Here is a 21,099-nt window from a genome sequence, read left to right as displayed (position 1 = left end):
TTAACGATGTTTTATAAATTTTTCAAAAATATATTTATTTAAGTAGATTAAATATCAAAACATACTCAAAATTCTAAATGCTAATAGCAATAATCACATTAATATAAACTGAATTTTTTAACTGCATATTATGGATATTTTAGTATATATAAAATATTTCTTACAAATCTTCTCCATAAAGAACAGCCACATATTATTAGAAAATTGTTTGATATTTTTAATCAAAATGCTATTTAGATATCAGAATGTTGTTAAATTGTATTTATAATTAAAAATTATAAAAAAAATCTAATTGATATTAAATTTAAATAAGTGACGCAGTTTAATACTGTACTAGAGCTGATTTAATAAAAACCTAGTCGTATTGTATAAAGAGAGATATCTACATTTATAGAAACATAAGTATGAATAATATCGGTATAGCCTTAGCAATTTATAATTGTGATAATACTGGTATTGGTATTGATTAATATTTAAAATATTTAAAACATTAATAATATCTTATAGTGTGATTTCATTTTATTTATTCAATAATTAATTATTAGTTAATATAACGTGTTCGTAGGAAACATATATGTAGTTCACGTATTTATTTGTTTTTAATTAATTATTTAACACTAATCATAATATTTTATCTAAAAAGGTAGAATTGTTTATTTAAAATAGACATAAATTGTTGTAGATTTGCGTGATTTATTATGTGACCTACTATCACGTATAATCAAAGGAGAATAAATTATAATTGATTGTCAATCTACCTGAGTATTGTAACGTATATCAATAATATAATTTTTATGAATCAATTACCATATAAGTATCATTCTGTCATTGTGCAACGAGCTTTATTTTTTTTATATACTGTAATATGCTTTTTTTTCTTTATTATCATTTTAATTGTAGTGTATGGAATATTTTTAGATAAGAAGGTTCAAAGTCGTATTGATGGGAAGGTTTGGAAACTACCTACGATTATTTATAGCCGTATGATTAATGTAGAACCTAATATGTCGTATAATAAAAATGATATAATTCATTTATTGGAGACGTTACAGTATCGTCAAGTCTCTAAAATTACTCATTCAGGAGAATTTGTTGTACATAATAATGACATTGAGTTGTTTCGTAGGTCTTTTAATTTTCCAAGTGGAGAAGAAGGAGCAATGCATGTATCCTTTTTTTTTAATCAAAAAAAATTACTCCGCATTTACAATCAAGACACAAAGAATAATTTTGGTTTATTTCGATTTGATCCCAAGATCATATCTATTTTATATGCTCCCAATAAGCAGCAAAGATTATTTATGCCAAGATCAAAGTTTCCAGATATATTAATAGATATGTTATTAGCTGTTGAAGATCGTTATTTTTATCAGCATGATGGTATTCAAATATCTTCTATTGGTCGCGCTTTTTTAGCAAATGTTTTTTCTGGTCGTACTGTACAAGGCGGAAGTACTTTAACGCAACAATTGGTAAAAAATTTATTTTTAAATAATACACGATCATTGTGGCGTAAATTTAATGAAGCCTATATGGCTTTAATTTTTGATCATCGATATAGTAAGGATCGCATTCTTGAATTATATTTGAATGAAATATATTTTGGTCAAAACGGAAATGATCAGATTCATGGATTTCCTTTAGCTAGTTTTTATTATTTTGGTCGACCGATAAATGAATTAAGTATAGATCAACAAGCAATGTTAGTGGGGATGATAAAAGGCGCGTCTTTATATAATCCCTGGAAAAATCCACACATAACACTGGAACGTCGCAATTTAATACTCAAATTGTTAGAACATAGAAATATTATTGATAAAAAAATATGTGCTATTCTTAGCGCGCGACCTTTAGGAACACAGCCAAAGGATGAGATATTAATTTTACAACCTGCTTTTACACAAATGGTAAATGAAGAAATACAAAATATTGATGGAATCAATGATTTTTCTGGAATAAAAATATTTACTACGTTAGATCCTATTTCTCAAAAAGCAGCAGAACAGGCAATGAAATTAGGTATTCATAAATTAAGGCATTGTTATAATGTAAAAGATTTAGAAGGAGCCATAGTTGTAGTAGATCGATTTAATGGAAAAATACGAGCTATGGTAGGAGGATCTGCTCCCCATTTTTCTGGATTTAATCGTGCTATGCATGCTCGTCGTTCTATAGGTTCATTAGCAAAACCGGCAATTTATTTAGCAGCTTTAAGTCATCCTGATAAATATCACCTCAATACATGGATTGCTGATGAGCCTATTCATTTACAACAACCAAATGGAGTAATTTGGTCCCCTAAAAATTATGACCGAAAATTTCGAGGCAAGGTCACTCTTATTGATGCTTTTATTAAATCTCTCAATGTACCTACTGTTAATTTAGGCATGACAATAGGACTAGACACTATTTCTGATGTTTTAAAAAAATTGGGCATTTCTCCTGATTTTATTTCTTCCTTTCCATCTATCCTTTTAGGATCCATTAGTTTAACACCTATAGAAGTCGCGCAAGAATTTCAAACTATTGCTAGCGGCGGGCAATATTCTGCCTTATCATCTGTTTGTTATATTATGAACGAAGAAGATACAGTATCATATCAACATTTTATTAAGACAGAGCGTGTTATTTTCCCTCAAGCAGCTTATTTAACGTTATATGCAATGCAACAAGTAGCAACACGAGGAACTTCTCGTATTTTATCTTTAAAATTTCCTTGTTCTCAGTTAGCCGCAAAGACCGGAACTACTAATGATCTTCGCGATAGTTGGTTTGTTGGAATTGATGACACAGAAGTAACTGTGATTTGGATAGGACGTGACAATAATGGAAGAACTAAATTAACAGGTACTAATGGCGCATTAACTCTATATAATTTGTATTTAGATCATAAAAATCCTACTCCTTTACATTTAGAACTACCTAGTGGTATTAAGAATATACCTATAGATAATTGTGGTAACTTTACATTACATGATAGCAAAAATACTGATTGTCAGGTTTTGCCAGTGTGGGTGAATGATTGGCAATTATTATTTCAGTCATTAAAAGAATCAAAAATAATCTCATATAATCAGCAATCGATAAATATCGTAGAAGAACAAGGTACTCGCAATACAAATGAGTAGATAAATAATTTTTACTATAAATAATTGTTAATTGTTTGGAAAAATAGAAGTACGATTTATGCAATAACATTCAATGATACTTTACGTCACTTTTATTCTATTTTAATATTGTTGATTGATAACATTATATTTAAATATTTCCTAATAAAATACAATTTATTTATATAGTAAATATTTATAAATTGTAAATAATGTCGTTGTATATAACATATATTTGGTAATTATATAAATTTTTTAATGGATTAATTTTTTATAAAATTAAATATGCTCAAATTATAAATTGATTAATTAATTATTACAAAACGAATTATAATGTTTTTCTTTGATATAAAAGGTTAGTAATTATGAATAATGATGCAAAATTTCCTATACAATTGACTGATTTTGCAGCCAGCAAAGTAAAGTATTTCACTGAAAGTGAAATACTTAATAATAATTCACATTTAAAATTGCGCGTATATATTATAGGAGGAGGTTGTAGTGGGTTTCAATATGGTTTTATTTTAGATGATAAAATTTCTAGCGATGATTGTATTATAGAAAATAACGGTGCTACTTTAGTAATAGATCCTATGAGCCTGCAATATTTGTTTGGAGGTATTATAGATTATTATGAAGGATTAGAAGGGTCTCGATTTGTTGTAATAAATCCAAATGCCAAAAATACTTGTAGTTGCGGTTCTTCTTTCAGTGTATAAATAGTCAAAAATGTTATATTTTACTATAATTATGTTCATCAAATATTATTATATTAAAGTTTGTATCATATATATACATCGTGTTTTGTATAGTATACACTTCAAGTATTGAAAGTTGTTACTGCGACTACTCTATATAGTGAGTGAATATTGCGTTTTGTTGCAAAAGATTGTGTAATGTCATGATACTCAATGCTGGTACTGTTATCGATTTTTTATGGCCAAGTTGTGTAATTTTTAAATGTCTTATTTGCAAACGAATAATTCATTTATTAATTATAAAATTTGCAGAACATCTAGGAATGATAAGAATTTTATTCTAAAAATAAAAATAAGCATATAAATAATTACTTATTTAACTAATAATTCGCCATGATCATAGAAAAATTTTAAACCGTGAAAAATTAAATGTATAATTTGGATTGATATGTGAGAGTGAATTATATTTTTGTAACTGGTGGAGTAGTATCATCTTTGGGTAAGGGCGTTGCTACAGCATCTTTGGCTGCAGTTTTAGAAGCTCGTGGTCTCAGTGTAACTATAATAAAATTAGATCCTTACATCAATATGGACCCTGGTACAATTAGTCCCGTGCAACATGGAGAAGTGTTTATTACTGAAGATGGAGCAGAGACCGATTTAGACTTAGGGCATTATGAACGTTTTATTCGCACTAAAATGAGACATCATAATAACTTTACTGCTGGTAAAATTTATGCTGATGTTTTGCGAAAAGAGCGTCGTGGAGATTATTTAGGCGCTACGATACAGATTATTCCTCATGTCACTGACACTATAAAGAAATGGCTTATAGCAGGTGCTTCTGGCCACAATGTACTATTAGTGGAAATAGGTGGCACAGTAGGTGATATTGAATCATTACCCTTTTTAGAAGCTATTAGGCAAATGGTAATGGAAGTAAATAGAGAACAAACTTTATACATACATCTGACATTAGTGCCTTTTATTGCAGTATCTGGAGAACTAAAAACTAAACCAACACAACATTCAGTAAAAGAATTGCTTTCTATTGGTATTCAACCTGACATTTTAATTTGTAGATCTGATCGAGTAATCAGTAATAGTGAACGAAAAAAAATTTCTTTGTTTTGCAATGTACCTAAACAAGCGATAATTGCTCTGCAAGATGTAGATTCAATTTATAAAATACCTGCTTTACTTAAAGATCAAGGATTAGATAATTATATTTGTAAACGTTTTAATTTAAATTGTCCTGAGGCAAATCTATCAGATTGGGAGGAAGTAATTTATTATCAAGAACATCCGATAGGAGAAGTGACTGTTGGTATGGTAGGTAAATATATTGAATTGGTAGATGCTTACAAATCAGTGACAGAAGCATTAAAGCATGCTGGAATAAAAAATCGTTTTATTGTTAATATTCGTCTTATTAACTCCCAAGATGTGGAAAAATTAGGTATAGAAAAAACACTGAAGGATTTAGATGCTATTTTAGTGCCTGGAGGATTTGGTTATCGTGGAGTGGAAGGAAAAATTTTATCCGCACAATATGCTCGAGAAAACAATATACCGTATTTTGGAATTTGTTTGGGCATGCAAGTAGCATTGATCGAATTTGCTCGCCATGTTGCTGGAATGCCTGAGGCCAATTCTACAGAATTTGTCACTAATTGTAAATGCCCAGTAATAGCTTTAATAACTGAGTGTAAAGATGAGAATGGTATGTTTATAACACACAATAATAATGCTAATTTGGGTGGTACTATGCGCTTAGGTAATCAAGCGTGTTATTTAATTAAGGGAAGTTTAACGCATCAAATATATGGCAAAAGTACTATATTAGAACGTCATCGACACCGTTATGAAGTAAACAACATGTTATTAAAACATATAACACATGCTGGATTAAGTTGTGTTGGTTTTTCTGAAAAAAATAATTTAGTAGAAGTAATTGAATATCCAAATCATCCATGGTTTATAGGTAGTCAGTTCCACCCTGAATTTAATTCCACACCTCGTGAAGGTCATCCTTTATTTATAGGTTTTATAAAAGCTGCAATAGAATATCAACTTCGTCATAATAAATTAATTTAGTACATACGAGTCAATGTTTATGATATTATTTTTGGGTTCGTATGAAAATCAAGATTAATTCATAAAGGAAATAAAAATGCCTAAGATTTTGAATATTGTTGGACGTGAAGTTATTGATTCTCGTGGTAATCCAACAGTAGAGACCGAAGTATATATTAAAAGTGGTTCTAGATTAGCATCTGTTCCGTCTGGAGCATCTGTTGGTTCTCAAGAAGCTTTAGAGTTAAGAGATAATAATATCAATCGGTTTTTTGGAAAAGGAGTAACAAAAGCGGTCAACGCTGTAAATGGACCCATTCATAAAGCATTAATAGGTATGGATGTAACGCAACAACGTGTTATTGATACTATTATGATTGATTTGGATGGAACCAGTAATAAATCAAAATTTGGTGCTAATGCTATCTTGAGTGTTTCTTTAGCAGTTGCAAAAGCAGCTTCGGCATTTAAAAATGTTCCATTATATCAGCATATTTCTGATTTGTATGATGCGCCAAAAAATACATTTGTTATACCGCTCCCTATGATGAATATTATTAATGGTGGTAAGCATGCTGATAATAATTTAGATATTCAGGAATTTATGATTATCCCGATTGGAGCAAAAACCATCAAAGAAGCAATTCAGATGGGATCTGAAATATCACATAATTTAAAAGTAATATTAAATAATAAAGGAATATCCACGCAATTAGGCGACGAAGGTGGATATGCTCCTAATCTTAATTCTCATGCCACTGCATTAGAATTAATAAAAGAATCTATAGAACAGTCCGGTTATATTTTAAAAGAAGATATTGTCCTAGCAATAGATTGTGCTGCATCTGAATTATTTGATACATCCACCAACAAGTATAACATAAAAAGTGAAAAAAAGTTTTTTACTTCTGAAGAATTTACTTATTATTTATCGTCATTAGCACAAAAATACTCGATAGTTTCTATTGAAGATGGACAGAGCGAATACGATTGGGATGGATTTGCTTACCAAACCAAAGTTCTGGGTAATAAAATTCAACTAATAGGAGATGACTTGTTTGTAACTAATATCAATTTATTACAAATCGGTATTAATCGAAATATTGCAAATTCTATTTTAATTAAATGCAATCAGATAGGGTCTTTAACTGAAACACTAGATACGATTAGAGTAGCTAAAAATGCAGGTTACGGTACAATTATTTCACATCGTTCCGGAGAAACTGAAGATACAAGCATTGCTGACATAGCCGTAGGTACCTCTTCAGGTCAAATAAAAACTGGACCTGTACGTTGTTCTGAACGAGTAGCTAAATACAATCAACTAATTCGTATAGAAGAAATGTTAGGAAAAAAGGGAGTATTGTATAGATTCAAAAGTAAACTTATGTCATAGTTGATGCTGTAATTCAGTATATTATATATATAAAAAAAATAGACAAAAGAATATTTTTTATAGAAAAATTAAAAGATGAAACAATTTGTATATTCTATATGAACATAGAGCATTAGTTAAAAAGTAATTAATTTACGTGTTTTTGATGTGATCTAAACAATAATTTATATAAATATATATACGAGTAATATAGTTAATTCTTAATGTGTCTTTTGTGTATTGTGTTGTAAACTGTTTCTTATTAATTTCAAAAAATGAATAATTGATTATACTGCATATATTTTACATTGCTACTATAATAACAGATTTTTTGAAGTATGTGCGTTTTATGTTTTATTGCAGTTTATATTGTTTTAATATAACAAGAAATAATTTTCAAAAAGTATTTTTTTTAATAAGATCTAAAAAATTTTTAAAATTAAGTTTGTTTATATACATTAGTAATTCGTATTGTTTAATACCCAGATAAATTGGGTTATATAGGCATATCAATATTTTAAAAAGATGCACATCCTTATCAAATTGTAAGATTTGTTATTTGTGCAACAAATTAAGTAGTTTAATTTAATGATAAAAAAAACAGCACATAACGAAATAACACCGTTAACTTCGGAACAGTTAGATTATATTCGATCATTTTTAGTTACTTTGTCCAGTTCTCAACTGATTTGGATATCTGGATATTTATGGGGATTGGCAAGTGTTGCAGAAACTAATAAAATAACTGATTTTTCTGAAAACACTAAAATAGAAGGTGTTTGTCTTAATAAAACAATTACCTTAATATCTGCTTCTCAAACTGGAAATGCACGTCAATTAGCTGAGAAATTACGCGATGATATTCATGCAATTAATATGGATGTCATGTTGTTCAATGCTGGAGATTACAAATTTAAGAAGATTTCTAAAGAAACATTATTAATTATTATTACTTCTACTTATGGAGAGGGAGAACCTCCAGAAGAAGCAATTGCGTTATACAGGTATTTATTTTCCAATAAAGCAGTTAAAATGCCAAATACTCATTTTGCGGTATTTAGTTTTGGAGATCGGTCATATGAATATTTTGCTAAAGCTGGCAAAGATTTTGATCACCGATTAGAAGAGCTTGGAGCGCATCGATTATGCGATCGAGTCGACGTCGATATCGATTTTACAGAAGAAGCTAATGTATGGAGAAAAAAAATAGTTTTTTTATTAAAAAATAAAAGAATATCTACTTCCATATTTAATCAAAATAATAAAAGTTGTAATCTTAAACAAGTAAATCACACTGTATATAATAAAGAATATCCATTAATTGCTTGTTTATCAACCCGATACAAAATTACTAGTCGTGATTCACTTAAAGATGTGCATCATTTAGAGATAGATCTTGCTGATTCTGATTTACATTATCAACCAGGAGATGCGTTAGGAGTGTGGTATGAAAATGATCCTAATCTTATTAATGAGTTACTAGAATTATTAAGATTTAAAGGAACAGAACAAGTACGGGTTCAAGAAGCACCAATGTCTCTTAGTGAAGCATTACAGAAACATTACGAATTAACTCATAATACTTCCTTTGTTGTAAAAAATATAGCCACTATTACTCAAGATAAAATGTTGTTGGATTTATTCTGCAATTCAGAAAAATTAAATAAATTTATTTTAACTACGCCTATTATTGAAATGATGCATCGTGTATCAATTGCAATAACTCCGCAAGAGTTATTGCAAGTATTACGCCCTATGAAACCCCGATTCTATTCTATTTCTTCCGCTCAATCAGAGGTAGGAGATGAAGTACATATTACTGTAAGTGTAGTACGTTATAAGACAAATAAACGTTTTAGAACAGGTGGTGCTAGTGGTTATTTAGTAGATCGCATAAAAGAAAATGAAAAAATACGTATTTTTATTGAACCTAATAATAATTTTAGACTACCAAAAAATTCTAATGTTCCAGTAATTATGATTGGAGCCGGAACAGGTATTGCTCCGTTTCGTGCTTTTATGCAACAAAGATCTGCAGACAGTGCATCAGGAAAAAACTGGTTATTTTTTGGAAATTTAAGATTTACAGATGATTTTCTTTATCAAATTGAATGGCAACGTTATTTCAGAGATGGTTTATTAACCAAAATTGATACAGCTTGGTCCAGAGATCAAAATGATAAGATTTATGTACAAAACAAATTATTAAAGAATAGCGTAGAGCTTTGGTCATGGATTCAAGAAGGAGCTCATATTTATGTATGTGGCGATGCTAAACATATGGCTCAAGATGTAAATAAGGCTTTAGTTATGTTAGCATCTAAACACGGGAGTATGGATTTAGATAAAGCGGATGAATTTTGGCATAACATGCGGATACAACATCGTTATCAGAGAGATATTTACTAATGAACAAAAAATATAATAATAACAATGATCAAAGTATACCGTTATTATCCGATAATGAGCGAATCAAACAAGAAAGTAACTTTCTAAGAGGCACTATTGCTCAAAATTTAGATAATAATTTAACCGGTGGATTTAATACAGAAGATGCTCAATTAATCAGATTTCATGGAATGTATCAACAGGATGATCGCGATGTACGTGTAGAACGAGCAAATCAAAAATTAGAACCACTAATCAATATGATGTTACGTTGTCGTTTACCGGGTGGCGTGATTATGCCGACACAATGGTTGGCTATCGATGATTTTTCAGAAAAATATACTTTATATGGCACGATACGTCTTACTACTCGACAAACCTTTCAACTACATGGTTTATTAAAACCTAACTTGAAAAATGTGCATCGTTTATTGAATCAATTGGGATTAGATTCTATAGCTACTGCTGGAGATGTAAATCGTAATGTAATATGCACGGCTAATCCTATGGAATCAACATTACATTATCAGGTATGGGAATTGGCGAAAAGTATTTCTTCATATTTACTGCCGAAATCCAATGCATATGCAGAAATTTGGTTAGGTTCAAAAAAAACAGAATCTACAGATTCTGAGCCAATTTTAAGCGCTACTTATTTACCCCGTAAATTTAAAATAGCAATTGCGATACCACCTATAAATGATGTAGATGTTCATGCTAATGATCTTAGTTTTATTGCTATCAGAAGCGAAAACACTGATCAAATAATTGGTTTTAATGTATTAGTAGGCGGAGGATTAGCGATGACTTACGGAGATATTACCACATATCCTCGTAAAGCTAGCGCATTTGGATATATTTCTAAAAAAGATGTTTTAAAAATTGCAGAAGCAGTAGTTACAATACAAAGAGACTGGGGAGATAGATCTGATCGTAGACATGCTAAAACAAAGTATACTTTGACTCGAGTTGGAGTGACAACATTTAAATCAGAAGTTGAACGTCGTTCTGGAGTAAAATTTCATCCAATTCATCCTTATGTATTCACGGATAGAGGAGATCGATTTGGATGGGTACAGGGTATTGATGATTATTGGCATCTTACTCTATTTATAGAAAACGGCAGAATATCAAATAATGATCCCCATAAGCTGTTAAAACGTGGGATTGCAGAAGTTGCACAAATACATTCAGGTTCTTTTAGATTGACTGCAAATCAAAATTTAATTATTTCTGGAGTATCTAAGGACAATAAATTAATGGTTGAAAGTACATTGAGAAAATATGGTGTAATCAATGATGATATTACGCCGCAACGAAAAGCATCTATGGCGTGTGTAGCGTTTCCTACTTGTCCATTGGCGATGGCAGAAGCAGAACGATTTTTACCAAAATTTGTTACTAAGATAGAAAATATCATGTCAAAATATAGATTAGAAAAAGATGCTATTATTTTACGAGTAACAGGTTGTCCTAACAGTTGTGCTCGAGCGATGTTATCAGAAATTGGATTAACAGGAAGATCAATTGGGCGTTATAATCTTTATTTAGGAGGTAATAATATCGGTACGCGTATTCCTCGATTGTACAAAGAAAATATCACGGAAAATGATATTTTAAATATTCTCGATATGACTATTAGTCGTTGGGCACAAGAGAGAAATAATCAAGAATCTTATGGAGATTATGTAGTAAGATCTGGGATAGTTAATGCCGTTATAAATTCTGAAAAAGATTTTTATGAATAAACTATTAAACGTTATTAATCATTGCTGGACTTTTGCAGAACTCAATTCACTAAACATTAATGAACAAAAATTGATTTTAGCTAAAATAAATCAATATTTAGAATCTTTAAATACGGTAGATAGGTTCACATGGGCTATAGAATATTTACCTAAACAAGCAATATTGTCTTCGAGTTTTGGTATTCAATCGTCAGTCAGTTTACATTTAACCACTCATTATTATCCTAATATTCCGATTATTTTAATTGATACTGGTTATTTATTTCCAGAAACATATCGATTTATCGATCGATTAACAGAAAAAATGCGATTAAATTTACATGTATTTTCTCCGAATCAATCTGCAGCATGGCAAGAAGCACGATATGGTAAATTATGGACACAGGGTATAAAAGGAATCCAACAATACAATTCTATTAACAAAGTTGAACCTATGCATCGTGCTCTAAGGACGCTGAAAGCGGAAACATGGATTGCAGGCTTAAGGAGACATCAATCAAATAGTCGTAAAAAATTGCCAATAATAACCATTCAAAATGGAATTTTTAAATTCCTACCTATCATTGATTGGAATTCTCTTCAGATTCATAGATACATTGAAAAACATTCTTTGGAATATCATCCATTGTGGCAACAAGGTTATGTATCAATAGGAGATGTACATACTAGCAGAAAATGGGAACCTGGTATGAAAGAAGAAGATACACGTTTTTTTGGACTACAACGTGAATGTGGTTTACATATTATTGAGTGAATTTATTATTTATATGAAATATTTATGTGATTAAACTTTATTTGTATTACTATATGATAATATCCTCCAGGACAATATGGGTAGTTGTCAACAGTATACTGTTGAATAGTATGTGTTCTCATATTTTAGTCATTATTAAAATATCTTAGTATATATGTTTATAATTGTAGAGCATGAAATTTAAAAAAATGAAAAATATGAACTATTATTCATAATTATAATTTTTGTGATTGTATAATTATATTATATGTACATTAAAAATTTTTTAATATTTATTATTACTTAAGCATCACATAATACTATGGAATATTTACCAATATTTATTGATCTCAAAAATAGGCCAGTGTTAGTAGTTGGGGGAGGTACTGTTGCTGCGCGCAAAATACAAATGCTACAAAGAGCGGGCGCTGCTATTACAATAGTAGCGCCCGCTCTTTGTACAGAATTAAAAAAGTTTTTAATTACGCAAAATATCAGTTGGATTAGTAAAAATTTTCAACCTATTATGTTAGATAAAGTAATTTTAGTAATTGTAGCAACCAATGATTCTAAATTAAATACTTTAATATACCAAAATGCTGAAAAACATAATATTTTAATAAATACTGTGGATGACAAGAATAAATGTTCATTTATTTTTCCTGCTATTGTCGATCGTAATCCTATTTTAATAGGAATTTCTTCTTGTGGAAAAGCACCTATTTTAGTGCGTATTTTACGTGAAAAACTTGAATTGTTATTACCACAGTCTCTTGGATTCGTAGCAAAGTTGGCAGGAGCATGGCGTAATCAAGTAAAACAGCATATTATAGATACAGTACTCAGGCGTCAGTTTTGGGAGAAAATATTTTATAATGGGCACGTTGCTACCTTAATAGAACGAGGTCGCCCTAAAGAAGCCAATAAAGTTTTTAACTATGCGCTTAACAATTCTGGAAATAATAAGAATAATAAAAAAGGTCATGTTACGTTAGTAGGAGCGGGGCCCGGAGATATAGGATTGTTAACTATCAGAGGATTGCAAGTAATACAACAAGCAGATATTATACTATATGATTATTTAATAAATTCAGATATTTTAGATTTAGCCCGGCGCGATGCCGATAAAATTTGTGTTGGAAAACGTGTTGGAAATCGTCTAATTTCTCAAAAAAAACTCAATCAATTTATAGTACAATTAGCACGACAAGGAAATAAAGTCGTTAGATTGAAAGGAGGAGATCCATTTATTTTTGGACGGGGCGGAGAGGAATTACAAGCAATATCAGAAGCAGGTATTTCTTTTCAAGTAGTTCCTGGTATTACAGCAGGAATCGGTGTTGCGGCTTATTCTGGCATTCCTTTAACTCATAGAAAATATGCTCATAGCGTTATTTTTATTACAGGACACAATACAAGTGGCAATAATCAATTTAATTGGAACAGTTTATCAAACAATCAACAGACATTAGTAATTTACATGGGTAAGATTAATGCCATAAGTATTAGGAATAATCTCATCATTCATGGGCGAGATATGCATACTCCCGTAGCCGTAATTAGTCGAGGGACATATCAAGATCAAAAAATTTTAATTGGGACCTTAATTGAATTAGAAAAATTGGCACAAATGGCTGATTATCCCGCTTTGTTAGTTATTGGCGATGTCGTGTCATTGCATAGTAAAATCAATTGGTTTGGTCAAAAAGCATTGAATTACTATCCTATTGATTCAATTATTAATTTGATATAAGTTAAAAGGACAATATATGATCCACAATAGAAAGCATGTTACTTATTTTCATAGATTAGAGTCAGAGAGTATCTATATTATTCGTGAAGTAGTTGCTGAGTTTCAAAAACCAGTCATGCTATATTCTATTGGTAAGGATTCTTCAGTAATGTTACATTTAGCTCGAAAAGCATTTTATCCTAGCACATTACCTTTTCCCTTATTACATATAGATACTGGTTGGAAATTTCATGAAATGTATGTATTTCGAGACAATACCGCTAAATCTTATGATTTAGAGTTATTAGTGCATAAAAATCCAGAAGGAATATCTATGGGAATCAACCCATTTATTCATGGTAGCGCTAAACATACAGATATTATGAAAACGGAAGGATTGAAGCAAGCATTACATCAATATAACTTCGATGCAGCTTTCGGAGGTGCTCGCCGTGATGAAGAAAAAGTTAGGTCTAAAGAACGAATTTATTCGTTTCGAGATAAATTTCATTGTTGGAATCCTAGAAAACAACGTCCGGAATTATGGCATAATTATAATGGAAAAATTAATAAAGGAGAAAGCATTCGTGTATTTCCTTTATCCAATTGGACAGAACTAGATATTTGGCAGTATATTTTTTTTGAAAAAATTGATATAGTATCATTATACTTAGCCAAAAATCGACCTGTAATTTACAGAAATGGTAATTTGATTATGGTGGATGACGATCGCATCAATCTTACATCTGAAGAAACTGTAGAAACACGTATGGTACGATTTCGTACGTTGGGATGTTGGCCATTAACCGGAGCGATTGAATCTCAAGCAGAGACATTACCTACAATAATTGAAGAAATGTTAATATCTAAGAAAAGTGAGCGTCAAGGTCGAATCATTGATTTTGATCAATCCGGATCTATGGAAAATAAAAAACGCCAAGGTTATTTCTAAAGGATCATTATGATTAGCACCATAGAGCAGGAAATTATCGATCATGGAGGAATTGAAAATTATCTATATGCGCAACAACATAAAATGTTGTTGCGCTTTCTTACATGTGGTAGCGTAGACGATGGTAAAAGTACCTTGATAGGACGGTTGTTACATGATTCTTATCAAATTTATGATGATCAGTTATCTATTCTTCATACGGATAGCAAAAAAATTGGTACTCAAAAAAATAAATTAGACTTAGCATTGCTGGTAGATGGATTACAATCGGAACGTGCACAAGGCATTACTATAGATGTTGCTTATCGTTATTTTTTTACTAAAAAACGTAAATTTATCATTGCTGATACTCCAGGACATATAGAATATACAAAAAATATGGTTACTGGTGCTTCTACTAGCGAATTGGCTATTTTATTAGTTGATGCTCGTAAAGGAATACAGAGTCAAACTAAAAGGCATTGGTTTATCACTGTACTTCTAGGTATTCAGTATATTATAGTGGCAATCAATAAAATGGATTTAATAAATTATAATCAAAAAATATTTCAAAAAATTAGTAAAGAATATTTAGAATTTACTAAGAAACATTTATCGACTGAGATATATACAACATTTATTCCGATATCCGCTGTAGACGGAGATAACGTTACAACATTATCCACGAATATGAAGTGGTACAACGGACCCACATTGTTGGAAATGTTAGAAGATATCCAGATTAATGATTCCTTGCACTTCGAGCAGAAAGAATTACGTTTTCCAGTACAGTATGTAATTCGTCATAATTTAGATTTCAGAGGCTATGTTGGCACTATTGCTTCTGGTAGTATGCATGTTGGACAACGTATTAATGTTTTTCCTTCAAATACTACTTCTACTATTAAACGTATTATTAAATTTAATGCGGATCAAACACATGCTGGGGCTAAAGAGGCAATCGCTATAACTTTGGAACATGATCTTGACGTTAGTCGCGGAGATATGATAATTGATTCTCATGCCACTATTACACCGGTTCAGAGCGCCTTGGTAGATGTGGTATGGATGAAAAAAGAAGCATTAAAAAAAAACCAATATTTTAATGTTAAGATTGCTACTAAAGTTATAAGAGCGCAGGTAAAAAATATAGAATACCAAATAGATGTTAATACCTTGCAATCTCAAAAGACAAACACAATTTCACTCAATGGAATTGGACTAGTAAGGTTGTTATTCGATGAGCCACTGATACTAGATCAATATTCTCGTTACCCAACAACTGGTAGCATGATATTTATTGATTTATTAACCAATGAAACTGTAGGAGCTGGAATGGTTCGCACCCCTATCGCACGTCATAAGTTTAAGCATAATAAAAATTATAGTGAATTTGAATTGGCATTACATGAATTTATTCGTTTTCATTTTCCTCATTGGAATATCCAAGACTTATCATGATGACAATTATATTATGATTCATAAAAATATCAATCGTATATCCAACAAGAATATTTTTTGGAACACCTGTTATATAACACAACAAGATCGTGAGCTTTTACATAAACATCGGGCTATATTATTATGGTTTACAGGGCTATCAGGATCTGGTAAGTCAATTTTAGCTAATGTTTTAGAAACAAAATTACATCATAGAAATATCAGCACATATATGTTAGATGGAGACAATGTCCGACATGGATTGTGTCGGGATTTAGGATTTAGTGATCATGATCGACATGAAAATATACGTCGAGTAGGAGAAACAGCGCGATTGCTAGTTGATGCTGGTGTAGTGGTATTGGCTACTTTTATTTCTCCTTATTATCGTGAGCGTCAAATGGTACGTAACATGTTTCCTATCAATCATTTTATTGAAATATTTGTTGATACACCCTTTCGTGTGTGTGAACAACGCGATTCAAAAGGTTTGTACAAAAGAGCTAGAGCAGGTGAAATAGAAAATTTTACTGGTATAAGTTCTCCTTACGAACGACCAAAAAAACCAGATATATATTTAGATGGTCAAAAATCGATCATAGAGTTAATTAATCAAATATTGCGATCATCGTGTATTGAACATTTGTTTAAAATAGACTTATCTATCTAATAGATAAGTAATATAAATTTATATACTTAATAGTTTGTATGATTAAGCATATTCTATGGTGATTAGATTTTATCTTTAATAAAGACTATTTTGTTTTAATAGCAACAGTTTTATACTTTATAATTAAAATAAATCTTTTAAAAAAGAAATACTCTTTTATAATAAAATCATAATAGTTTACGATGATTTTTAAACCAGTTATTCTAACATGCATTATAAGTTTATATCAATAACTACAATTATATATTTAATGGACCATAATTACCTATTTAATAGATATTTATTCATTATCGGTAACAGCGAGTTGACTATATGGTGAATATAATCGATTAAATCAACATAAAATATAATGAATTGGCGAAAAAATGAACAAGTTGAATTGTATATTGGTGGCATTGTTGACTTGGTTACAATACTCACTTTGGTTAGGAAAAAATGGTATTTGTGATTTAATAAATATTCATAATGCAATTACATTATATAAAAATATTAATAATATTGATCAACTGAAGGTTCGTAACAATCAATTATTGTATGAAATTTATGATTTACTTCACGGATATGAAGCAATTGAAGAACGATCAAGATATGATCTTGGTATGATTAAACTCGGTGAAACTTTTTATTTAATAACATTGTGATAGCAATATCAATTAAATAAAGTTCAACGATGGTTTAATTATTTTGATATATGTAAGTGTTTATACTAAATATGTTGTTGAAAAAAAAAATTCCATACATTACTGCTATCCTGCCAGCAGCAGGAACTGGAAAACGCATGAAAAGTTTATTGCCGAAACAATACTGCACCATAGGTGATAAAACTTTGCTTGAACATTCCATGAACGCCTTGTTATGTCAATCATGTATTCGTCATTGCATCGTAGTAATTAATGCACGTGATCGTTGGTTTCGTCAATTATCTATTTCTTACGATCCTAGAGTTAGTGTAGTTGTTGGAGGACACACACGAGCTGATTCAGTTATGGCTGGATTGCAGCATGTAAAAAAATCAGTTTGGGTTATTGTACATGACGCGGTGCGTCCTTGTTTACATCATGAAGATTTGTTACGGCTTTTTGAGATCACAAAATTTTCTCAAGTAGGTGGCATTTTGGCAATACCAATTTGTAATACTATTAAACGAACTTACTGTGGGACTAATTTTATAAGATATACTGTAGATCGTGAAAATTTATGGCATGCTTTAACTCCACAGTTGTTTAATTATGATCTTTTAAAATATTGTCTTGAAAAAGCTTTAAAAAATAGAGTGACTGTTACTGATGAAGCATCAGCTGTAGAATATTGTGGATATAAATCTATTGTGATACACGGTCGTTCTGACAATATAAAAGTTACCCATCAAAATGATTTAAAATTAGCTAACTTTTATTTATCTAAATTATATAAAGAAACTTAACAAGGATTGTAAGCATGTTACGTATTGGTTATGGGTTTGATGTGCACCAATTTGGAGGATGTCGGCCGCTTACCATTGGGGGGGTAAGTATCCCCTTTATGAAAGGAATTAAAGCGCATTCTGATGGCGATGTAATGATGCATTCGCTAATCGATGCTTTATTGGGAGCTGCTTGTTATGGTGATATTGGGTCGATGTTTCCGGATACTGATGCTAAATATAATAATATAGATAGTCGAAAATTGTTACGAATTGCTTGGAAAAAAATTACCATGCAAGGATTCTTATTAGAAAATATAGATATTACCGTAATCCTACAAATCCCAAGGATAAACACATATATTTATCAGATGAAACATCATTTATCTCAAGACTTAAATTGTTCAGTAACTAGTATTAATATAAAAGCCACTACGACTGACACACTGGGATATATCGGCCGATCTGAAGGTATTGCGTGTATAGCAGTCGTGTTATTAACACGTTAAATATTTTATTAAAATAATAAAATACGTATATTTCTATTTCATAGTTTACATATAAATCTATCGATACGATAGATTTATCTAAGAATTATTTTAATTATTATTACGGTTATCATGATGTGTGACTAACTCTATCTAAATTGATACACAAAATGTATGTGATATTCTGATATTTACTATCTATTAGCAAATTACTATAACCAGTATCATCAGATTTTATATAAAAACGAGGATATATATTATCGTATGGCATTTATATTTGACATGTATATTGAATATAAACATTAATGATTTATAAAAAATACGAAATTATTCCAGTTTTATAAGATACTTATTTATTTTTTTATATATACTATACACTAGTGATTTTTTTCTATAAGACAAAAAATGTGTAGATATTAAAAATATATAATAATGATTTTAAAAAATTACTAAAAATAATTCTATTGTTGTGTGTATTAAGTAAGTATTATATACTTGGCTACCAATACGATGTATTGGAATGTATGTTAAATTTATGAGTTATTTATTTGATTATATAAAATGTGTTTAATATTAATGTCGAGTGCATATGTGTTATTCGTATATTGTATGATTCTTAAAAAAATAAATTATCAATAGAAAATAAGCAGGGAGCAGAGGAGTTTAGCACATCTATTATGCTAATAGATAGCAGATCGATAATTTATATAATAGTAGTTCTTGTATTTATAGAGGGATGTTCTAGTGATAAGATCCATAGATACCACAGTAAATGCGCGTCACAATCCCTGAATTCTGACGTTACTATCTATATGTCTCAAGATAAAAAAACAAATATACGGTATCCACAGAAAATACCTTCTGTTGCTACCATTCATAAGTACAATCATACAAATTATAGTTCTTATCGCAAGTCTACATATACAGTAAAATCGGGCGATACTTTGTTTTATATTGCTTGGATTACGGGAAATAATTGTTTAAATTTAGCAAAAATCAATAATATTAAAGATGCAAATGTATTGAAAGTAGATCAAGTTTTAATAGTACATCGTAATACAATGTGGTTGTATTTTGAAAAATTCTTAAAAGAAATTTTTATTCCTTTTAATAGCGGCAATCATGCTTTTAAAAAAATGTTATTTTTTGTTAAAAAACAATTGTTTTGTTCTAGGACGTATAACAATACTTATTCTAATATGGACATGTCTTATAATACGATTTCTAGTTCAACAACGTCAGACTTAGTAACAATCAAGGACTGGTATTGGCCAACAAATGGTATTATTATTAATACTTTTTCTGATTCTGAAAGAGGTAATAAAGGAATTGATATATCCGGCGCTTTAGGTCAGCCTATCTTGGCTACCGCTAATGGAAAAGTAGTATATATTGGGAATACATTGAAAGGATACGGTAACTTGATTATTCTCAAGCATGATAATAACTATCTTAGCGCTTATGCGCACAACGATATGATTTTGGTTAATGAACAGCAAACAGTTAAGATGGGCGACAAGATCGCAACCATGGGTAACAGCGGGACTAATGAAGTAAAATTACATTTTGAAATCAGATATAAAGGAAAATCTGTAGATCCTTTATTTTATCTCCAACATAGGTAATTTAAATTGATTAAAAATTAATATTTTATTTCGGATATACGAAAATATTATATTTGTACAAATAAATATTACTTTTTATGATTGAATTGATCAAATAATTATTTGAAATATTTTAGTTTAAATAATTTTGGTCAGTTATTAACGTAAAAATACATGTGCATGATTTTATATGTTATTTTTCAGGTATCTACATTACATGTAAATCTATTGATATACGTTAATCATGCAAGAAAGATCATCTTTGTTTGATTTTATGAAATATAGTATTGAGCTACATAATAATGTTTTTATGCGACTACGACATTAATCAAAACAATAAAATTTATCGCAATTTGAGTACGGCAATAAAGTTATGGTAACTGTGAAAAATTGCATTATATTTTGTTCATGTTGTTGCAAAAAAAATATGTTTAAAATGATAATGATATTTGAAGAATATTGTATTAAAAGTGTTAATGTACTTTGATACTTCTGATTTATTTCAAAATAACATTGGAATACATATCTATACATATGCTAATGAAATGTTGTTAGAAACAATATTTAATAAACACAAACGTACATTATTAACCAAAAAAATTACATCCATTTTTTAAAATTATCTATGGAAATAGTTTGATACCTTACTTAAATACTTATCATTATTATAGATAAACATAAAAAATTATTTATAAAAATTTTAAATT

Annotated in this window: 14 protein-coding genes and 1 pseudogene; all 15 read left to right on the top strand. The window is 29.9% G+C overall.

Features of this window, described 5'->3' with window-relative positions; genetic code table 11:
* Positions 1-794: 794 nt before the first annotated feature.
* Positions 795-3,128, top strand: coding sequence for a bifunctional glycosyl transferase/transpeptidase (gene mrcB, locus M9396_RS01670; protein WP_250256864.1), 2,334 nt, complete (start codon positions 795-797; stop codon positions 3,126-3,128).
* Between the two features lie 344 nt (positions 3,129-3,472).
* On the top strand, positions 3,473-3,826 hold the full coding sequence (erpA, locus tag M9396_RS01665; protein ID WP_250242024.1) for an iron-sulfur cluster insertion protein ErpA: 354 nt from the start codon (positions 3,473-3,475) through the stop codon (positions 3,824-3,826).
* 429 nt (positions 3,827-4,255) lie between these two features.
* Entirely contained in the window at positions 4,256-5,902 is a 1,647-nt protein-coding gene (locus M9396_RS01660; RefSeq protein WP_250256862.1) for a CTP synthase, read from the top strand.
* Between the two features lie 76 nt (positions 5,903-5,978).
* Positions 5,979-7,277 (top strand): phosphopyruvate hydratase, encoded by a 1,299-nt coding sequence (gene eno, locus M9396_RS01655; protein ID WP_250256861.1) that lies wholly within the window; start codon positions 5,979-5,981, stop codon positions 7,275-7,277.
* 567 nt (positions 7,278-7,844) lie between these two features.
* On the top strand, positions 7,845-9,665 hold the full coding sequence (gene cysJ / locus M9396_RS01650) for an NADPH-dependent assimilatory sulfite reductase flavoprotein subunit (RefSeq protein WP_250256859.1): 1,821 nt from the start codon (positions 7,845-7,847) through the stop codon (positions 9,663-9,665).
* On the top strand, positions 9,665-11,392 hold the full coding sequence (cysI, locus tag M9396_RS01645; RefSeq protein ID WP_250256857.1) for an assimilatory sulfite reductase (NADPH) hemoprotein subunit: 1,728 nt from the start codon (positions 9,665-9,667) through the stop codon (positions 11,390-11,392). Before cysJ ends, cysI begins: the two co-directional genes overlap by 1 nt.
* Positions 11,385-12,146: a phosphoadenylyl-sulfate reductase gene (locus M9396_RS01640; protein WP_250256855.1), complete on the top strand. Its 762-nt coding sequence runs from the start codon at positions 11,385-11,387 to the stop codon at positions 12,144-12,146. Before cysI ends, M9396_RS01640 begins: the two co-directional genes overlap by 8 nt.
* 301 nt (positions 12,147-12,447) lie before the next feature.
* The gene (gene cysG / locus M9396_RS01635) at positions 12,448-13,878 is read left to right on the top strand and encodes a siroheme synthase CysG (RefSeq protein ID WP_250256853.1); all 1,431 of its coding nucleotides are present in this window, start codon (positions 12,448-12,450) and stop codon (positions 13,876-13,878) included.
* 16 nt (positions 13,879-13,894) lie between these two features.
* Positions 13,895-14,809, top strand: coding sequence for a sulfate adenylyltransferase subunit CysD (cysD, locus tag M9396_RS01630; protein ID WP_250242043.1), 915 nt, complete (start codon positions 13,895-13,897; stop codon positions 14,807-14,809).
* 9 nt (positions 14,810-14,818) lie between these two features.
* The gene (gene cysN / locus M9396_RS01625) at positions 14,819-16,249 is read left to right on the top strand and encodes a sulfate adenylyltransferase subunit CysN (protein WP_250256851.1); all 1,431 of its coding nucleotides are present in this window, start codon (positions 14,819-14,821) and stop codon (positions 16,247-16,249) included.
* Between the two features lie 13 nt (positions 16,250-16,262).
* A complete protein-coding gene (gene cysC / locus M9396_RS01620; protein WP_250256849.1) occupies positions 16,263-16,898 on the top strand; it encodes an adenylyl-sulfate kinase in 636 nt (211 codons plus the stop codon).
* A 365-nt stretch (positions 16,899-17,263) separates the two neighbouring features.
* Entirely contained in the window at positions 17,264-17,539 is a 276-nt protein-coding gene (locus tag M9396_RS01615; protein WP_250256026.1) for a septum formation initiator family protein, read from the top strand.
* A 74-nt stretch (positions 17,540-17,613) separates the two neighbouring features.
* Positions 17,614-18,321 (top strand): 2-C-methyl-D-erythritol 4-phosphate cytidylyltransferase, encoded by a 708-nt coding sequence (ispD, locus tag M9396_RS01610; protein WP_250256880.1) that lies wholly within the window; start codon positions 17,614-17,616, stop codon positions 18,319-18,321.
* Positions 18,322-18,335: 14 nt separating this feature from the next.
* Positions 18,336-18,809 (top strand): 2-C-methyl-D-erythritol 2,4-cyclodiphosphate synthase, encoded by a 474-nt coding sequence (gene ispF / locus M9396_RS01605; protein ID WP_250242051.1) that lies wholly within the window; start codon positions 18,336-18,338, stop codon positions 18,807-18,809.
* Between the two features lie 890 nt (positions 18,810-19,699).
* Positions 19,700-20,413, top strand: a pseudogene (locus tag M9396_RS01600) (peptidoglycan DD-metalloendopeptidase family protein); the annotation flags it as partial.
* Positions 20,414-21,099 lie beyond the last annotated feature (686 nt).

This window comes from Blochmannia endosymbiont of Camponotus modoc, from assembly GCF_023585785.1.
Taxonomy (GTDB): Bacteria; Pseudomonadota; Gammaproteobacteria; order Enterobacterales; family Enterobacteriaceae; genus Blochmanniella.
Note: the sequence above shows the minus strand (reverse complement) of the source record. Positions and strands in the feature narration are given on the sequence as shown.

Bases quoted from the DNA above. Each gene is read 5' to 3' on its own strand.
- mrcB (WP_250256864.1), top strand. From the start codon at position 795: ATGAATCAATTACCATATAAGTATCATTCTGTCATTGTGCAACGAGCT.
- erpA (WP_250242024.1), top strand. From the start codon at position 3,473: ATGAATAATGATGCAAAATTTCCTATACAATTGACTGATTTTGCAGCC.
- eno (WP_250256861.1), top strand. From the start codon at position 5,979: ATGCCTAAGATTTTGAATATTGTTGGACGTGAAGTTATTGATTCTCGT.
- cysJ (WP_250256859.1), top strand. From the start codon at position 7,845: ATGATAAAAAAAACAGCACATAACGAAATAACACCGTTAACTTCGGAA.
- cysI (WP_250256857.1), top strand. From the start codon at position 9,665: ATGAACAAAAAATATAATAATAACAATGATCAAAGTATACCGTTATTA.
- M9396_RS01640 (WP_250256855.1), top strand. From the start codon at position 11,385: ATGAATAAACTATTAAACGTTATTAATCATTGCTGGACTTTTGCAGAA.
- cysG (WP_250256853.1), top strand. From the start codon at position 12,448: ATGGAATATTTACCAATATTTATTGATCTCAAAAATAGGCCAGTGTTA.
- cysD (WP_250242043.1), top strand. From the start codon at position 13,895: ATGATCCACAATAGAAAGCATGTTACTTATTTTCATAGATTAGAGTCA.
- cysN (WP_250256851.1), top strand. From the start codon at position 14,819: ATGATTAGCACCATAGAGCAGGAAATTATCGATCATGGAGGAATTGAA.
- cysC (WP_250256849.1), top strand. From the start codon at position 16,263: ATGATTCATAAAAATATCAATCGTATATCCAACAAGAATATTTTTTGG.
- M9396_RS01615 (WP_250256026.1), top strand. From the start codon at position 17,264: ATGAACAAGTTGAATTGTATATTGGTGGCATTGTTGACTTGGTTACAA.
- ispF (WP_250242051.1), top strand. From the start codon at position 18,336: ATGTTACGTATTGGTTATGGGTTTGATGTGCACCAATTTGGAGGATGT.